The following is a 5,241-nucleotide window of genomic DNA, read 5'->3' as shown; positions in this document are numbered from 1 at the left end:
CTTTGCGATGCAGTCGAACGACTTGTTTACGCCGTTCATGCAACTGCTCCAGGGTTTGAAATCTTGCATCTTCTTTATCCATGCAAATAAAGACAAAACCCGTTAACAAAAGTTCAATCTTCTATGTTCCGGATCAATAGTGATAGTCTTTGTAGTCAACCAGAACGACATCGCCATCTTCAAAAGCGAAGGTTAAACGCCAGTTTCCACTAACGGTTATCGCCCAATGGGGAGACAAATCACCAACCAGGGGGTGAAGTCGCCAGCCTGGTATATTCATGTCCTCTGGGTTCGTCGCCCGATCCAAAATGGCTAATTGGCGTACCAGCTTACTCGCGTGGTCTGGTTTGCCAACTTTTGATTCCGTCTCATAGAATCGCTTTACGCCCTTGTGTTTGAACGACTTGATCATGGGTTTGTTGTGTATCTACGCTATACGACCTGCAAGTTAACCCAATCGCCCAATCTGCGAACCAAGCCTGCTGTGCCGTTTGAAATCGCCTGCGCATTGTGCTGCCATCATTTCGCCGGTCAGCGTGCAATTTCCGCACTGACTTCCTCAGACGGCGCGGTTCACTATGGGCATATTCTTCGGTGAATCTTTGGGCATTACCCGACCCACGCTTCACTCAACGCCTCGGCCTGCTTCAGCACCAGTGTCACCGCTTCATCCTGTTTATCGGGCGGATACTTGTACTTGCGCAGAATCCGTTTGACCATCAGCCGCAACCGGGCGCGAACACCCTCGCGCACCGACCAGTCGATCGACACATTCTTGCGCAGGCTTTCCGTCAGCTCGTGGGCGATCTTTTTCAGGGTTTCGTCGTTGAGCTCGCGTACCGCGGACTCGTTATCCGCCAGGGCATCGTAGAACCGGATTTCATCTTCGGTGAGTCCAAGTTTTTCCCCCCGATTCGCCGCTTCTTGAAACTTCTTCGCCATGGCAATCAGTTCTTCGATGACCTGTGCGGTTTCAATGGCACGGTTTTGATAGCGGGCGATGACATGGGTCAGCATCTCGGAGAATTTGCGATCCTGAACCACATTGCCCGCAAAACGGGACTTGATCTCACCCTCAAGAAGTCTCTCCAAGAGTTCGACCGCAAGGTTTTTCTCTGGCAAGTTCTGGATTTCGGCGAGGAACACCTCATCGAGAATGCCGATGTTGGGTTTATCCAGCCCAACGGCGGCAAACACATCGACCACTTCACCGGAGACCACCGCCGAGTCGATAATCTGCCGAATAGCCAGGTCGCGTTCGGCATCACTGCGTTTTTTGTCGGTGATTTCCCGCTTGGTCAGGATGACGCGCACAGCCTGCATGAACGCCACTTCCTCACGCAGAGCCTGTGCTTCATCCAGCGTACCGCATAGAGAGAATGCCTTGGTCATGGCCAGTGATGCGTCAGCAAATCGTTTCTTGCCATCGTTGAGGCCAAGGATATGGTTGGCAGCACCGGCTAGGCGTTTGTGGCTGGCCGTCAGAAAATCACTGTAGTCGTACCCGTGCAGCATGCCCCGGAGCACATCGAGCTTTTCTTCCAGAACCGAGTACGCCTCATGCACATCAACCGTTGGCCGCCCGCGACCATGACTGTTGGTGTATTCCTTGAGCGCACTCTTGAGTTCATTGCCGATACCGATGTAATCGACCACAAGGCCGCCCTGTTTGTCTTTGAAAACCCGATTGACTCGTGCAATGGCCTGCATTAGGTTGTGGCCTTTCATGGGTTTGTCGACATACAGGGTATGCACGCAAGGCGCATCAAAGCCGGTCAGCCACATATCGCGCACGATGACCATCCGCAGCGGGTCGCTGGCATCCTTAAACCGTTTTTCGAGCCGCTTCTTGGTCTGATTGCTATAAATATGCGGACGCAGCAAGGCCTTGTCACTCGCCGAGCCGGTCATGACGATCTTGACCGCGCCCTGTTCGGGATCATCGCTGTGCCATTCGGGGCGAAGCGTGATGATCTCGTGATACAGGTGCACGCAGATGTCGCGACTCATGGCGACCACCATCGCCTTGCCGCTTTGCGATTGATTCCGTTCCTCGAAGTGTTTGACGAGATCAGCCGCCACACTGGCGATACGAGGCGTTGCCCCGACCACCTTTTCCAATGCCGCCCAGCGGCTCTTCAAGCGCGCCTGCTGGCTTTCTTCTTCGTCTTCGGCCAGTTCATCGACTTCTTTGTCAATGCTCGGCAGGTCGGCATCCTTGAGCCCTAGCTTTGCCAACCGGGATTCAAAATAGATCGGCACAGTGGCGCCGTCTTCCTGCGCCTGCTGCATGTCGTAAATGCTGATGTATTCCCCGAACACCGAACGGGTATCCCGATCCTCACTGGAAACCGGTGTGCCGGTGAACGCTACGAATGTCGCGTTGGGCAAGGCATCGCGTAGATGCTGGGCGTAACCGACCTGATAACGCATCGGCGGTTCGGCAACCATCGATTGATTCAAGTCGTCATCATTCGCGCTATAGGCATGGGTCGGTTTGCTGGACAGCTTGACCGGTTTCAACCTGGCCTCAAAACCGTACTGGGTACGATGGGCTTCATCGGCGATCACGACAATATTGTGCCGCGCGGATAAGGTCGGGAATGTGTCCTCGTCCTCGCCCGGCATGAACTTCTGGATGGTCGTGAAGATAATTCCGCCGGAGGGGCGGTTGGCGAGCTTCTCGCGCAGGTCTTTACGGTTGCCGATCTGGATCGGCTGTTCCCGTAGCAAGTCCTGCGATAGCGAGAATACGCCGAATAGCTGACCATCGAGATCATTGCGGTCGGTAATCACCACGATGGTCGGGTTCTGCATCGAGGGTTCCTGCATCACCCGCGCGGCAAAGCAGGTCATGGTGATGCTCTTGCCTGAACCTTGCGTATGCCAGACCACGCCGCCCTTGTGTGAGCCATCCGGTCGTGAGGCGATCACCACCTGTTCGATGGCCGAACGCACTGCATGGAACTGGTGGTAACCGGCGATCTTCTTGACCAGATGGCCGTCATCCTCGAACAGCACAAAAAAGCGCAGGTAATCGAGAAACAGGGTGGGTGTCAGCAAGCCACGAACAAGGGTTTCCAGTTCATTGAACTGCCCCAGCGGATCAAGGCCCTTGCCATCAATCGTGCGCCAGTGCATGAACCGTTCCGCATTGGCAGACAGCGAACCAAAGCGCGCCTGGCTGCCATCGGAGATGACCAGCACTTCGTTGTACTGGAACACATCCGGGATTTGCGCTTTGTAGGTTTCGATCTGATCAAAGGCTTTCCAGATCGTGGCGTTCTCATCCGCCGGGTTTTTCAGCTCAACGAGCACCAGCGGCAGGCCATTGATGAACAGGATGATGTCCGGGCGGCGGGTGTGATTCGGCCCCTGAATGCTGAACTGGTTGATCGCCAGCCACTCGTTATTTGCGGGCGTTGTCCAGTCAATCAGGCGCACAAAGTCGCCGATGGTCTCGCCCTCGCGTTGATACTGAACAGGAACACCGGTCACCAGCAGCTTATGGAAATAACGGTTGGCGGAAAGCAGCGCCGGAATACCCAGATCCAGCACCTGTTGCAGCGCATCTTGGCGGGCAACCAGCGGAATGTTTGGGTTCAAACGATCAATGGCAGAACGAAGACGCTCAACAAGGACAACCTGCCGGTAGTCTGCCCGTTCGGGATTCATGCCATCCTGCGCAATATCGGGGCCATGGATAAACTGATAGCCGACATCGGCCAGCCACGACAATGCTTCCTGCTCAAGCTGGTCTTCGGTCATCGGTCGCTACTCGGATCGTATCAGCATGGGGGCGCTTCCATGGCGATAGGTTATAAGTTTCTTGCATAGTCAAGCCCATCAACAATATCCCGCTGCGCTGATGTGTATAGAAAAGCCCGTTTTCCTATACATGTCGGGTGCGATCTGTATAGATCGGTCGGGTTTTCGGCAACCATCATCTCAACCAGTCTTTTCGATTGATATTGAGCCATTCGCGCATTTGCTTCATCAACAATCGGGCTTGCTCGAACGCTTCGTTGGCCATGGATGCGCTGACGGTATCGCCTGAATAATCGATTACATTTCGTTGCTTTCGCAGCCCATCGAGCAGAATCATCGTGTCTCGATCCACGCCGATGGTCTTCGGCAAGGACTGGATCATCGTTTGGTGGTGACCGGGTCTGTTGGTCGGCGTGCGGTAACCATTAGCCAGCAATGCGGCGTTAGCGATCTGCATCACCGCCTTGTAAGCCATATCGAAGCGACCCTCGTTGCTCAAGTCGAGCAAGGAAGCATCCGAGAGGCTGCGGTTGGCTGCTTCCAGCAATCGCTCGACTCCCGTGCGATCCGGTTCAACCGCTTCAAGCTGTGTGCCAATCAGGTTATCGAGTGTCATGGCTGTGCGACCTCCTTATCATGCAGATCAGATTCCCGCCCCATGATAAACAGCATGGGTTTGCTCTGGATGTCGCGAATGAATGTACCGTTCTCTGCCACCAAATTGCGCCATTCCTTTCTGGAGTAAACCTTGGGGTTCAATTCGCGACCCAAACGCTCCTGAAGTGGATACAGGGCGGAGACAACGGCCTTGAACGAGATGTCACCGATCACCATCAGGTCGATGTCGCTTTCGGATCGTGCTTTACCGCTGGCTACCGAGCCAAACACGAATGCCACCTCGATTTGATCGGCGAGTGGCAGCAAGGCTTCAGCCAGCACATCGGTCAGGCCGCTGGTTTTGCGCAGGATGCTCGCCAACTCATCAAAGATCGGGCAATCACGATTCGCAGCGTAATGTGCTTGGTTACCGACTTTCTGCACGGTCAACACGCCCGCCTTGACGAGTTTGGAGAGTTCACGAGTCAAGGTACCTGCCGAGGTGCCGGTCAAGCGGGCGATCTCGCGCAGGTAATAACGCTGGTCGGGGTGGAGTAATAATAGGCCCAACACCCGGCGACGATACTCTGGAAATAAAATGTCATCGAGCGACATCCATGACCTGCATGTTGCCTTTATAGCAACTATTGTTGCCTAATAAGCGACATTGCGTCAATAGGAGCCACCCCATCCCCGGGTCGGATGGGTTTAACGACAGAGATGGGTTTAACGACAGATATTCAGTCTTATGAGGAGCGCTACTTAAGGCCGATCAGCAGATGCTCGAGATGCTCGGCCGCAACGGCCTCCATGACAGCAGAGGGTTCGGAAGCGGCCGATCGGTCCGGGGTCTACCAAGTCAAGACGATCGATGCT

At 54.6% G+C, this 5,241-nt stretch carries 4 protein-coding genes; all 4 read right to left on the bottom strand.

Annotation, left to right across the window (positions count from 1 at the left end):
• Positions 1–133: 133 nt before the first annotated feature.
• The 4 genes from M7R55_RS07870 to M7R55_RS07855 all read right to left on the bottom strand — a co-directional run bounded on the left by M7R55_RS07870 (position 134) and on the right by M7R55_RS07855 (position 4,980).
• Complete coding sequence (locus tag M7R55_RS07870) at positions 134–412, bottom strand: type II toxin-antitoxin system RelE/ParE family toxin (protein WP_298219867.1); 279 nt, start codon at positions 410–412, stop codon at positions 134–136.
• Positions 413–609: 197 nt separating this feature from the next.
• Entirely contained in the window at positions 610–3,768 is a 3,159-nt protein-coding gene (locus tag M7R55_RS07865; protein WP_298219866.1) for a type I restriction endonuclease subunit R, read from the bottom strand.
• A gap of 175 nt (positions 3,769–3,943) precedes the next feature.
• Positions 3,944–4,384: a DNA-binding protein gene (locus M7R55_RS07860; protein ID WP_298219865.1), complete on the bottom strand. Its 441-nt coding sequence runs from the start codon at positions 4,382–4,384 to the stop codon at positions 3,944–3,946.
• Positions 4,381–4,980: a nucleotidyltransferase domain-containing protein gene (locus M7R55_RS07855; RefSeq protein ID WP_298219864.1), complete on the bottom strand. Its 600-nt coding sequence runs from the start codon at positions 4,978–4,980 to the stop codon at positions 4,381–4,383. The genes M7R55_RS07860 and M7R55_RS07855 overlap by 4 nt, the downstream gene beginning before the upstream one ends.
• Between the last annotated feature and the right edge of the window lie 261 nt (positions 4,981–5,241).

This window comes from Halothiobacillus sp., assembly GCF_027346185.1.
Taxonomy (GTDB): Bacteria; Pseudomonadota; Gammaproteobacteria; order Halothiobacillales; family Halothiobacillaceae; genus Halothiobacillus.
Note: the sequence above shows the minus strand (reverse complement) of the source record. Positions and strands in the feature narration are given on the sequence as shown.

Excerpts from the sequence above, each read along its gene's own strand:
- M7R55_RS07870 (WP_298219867.1), bottom strand. The coding sequence starts at position 412 with ATGATCAAGTCGTTCAAACACAAGGGCGTAAAGCGATTCTATGAGACG.
- M7R55_RS07865 (WP_298219866.1), bottom strand. The coding sequence starts at position 3,768 with ATGACCGAAGACCAGCTTGAGCAGGAAGCATTGTCGTGGCTGGCCGAT.
- M7R55_RS07860 (WP_298219865.1), bottom strand. The coding sequence starts at position 4,384 with ATGACACTCGATAACCTGATTGGCACACAGCTTGAAGCGGTTGAACCG.
- M7R55_RS07855 (WP_298219864.1), bottom strand. The coding sequence starts at position 4,980 with ATGTCGCTCGATGACATTTTATTTCCAGAGTATCGTCGCCGGGTGTTG.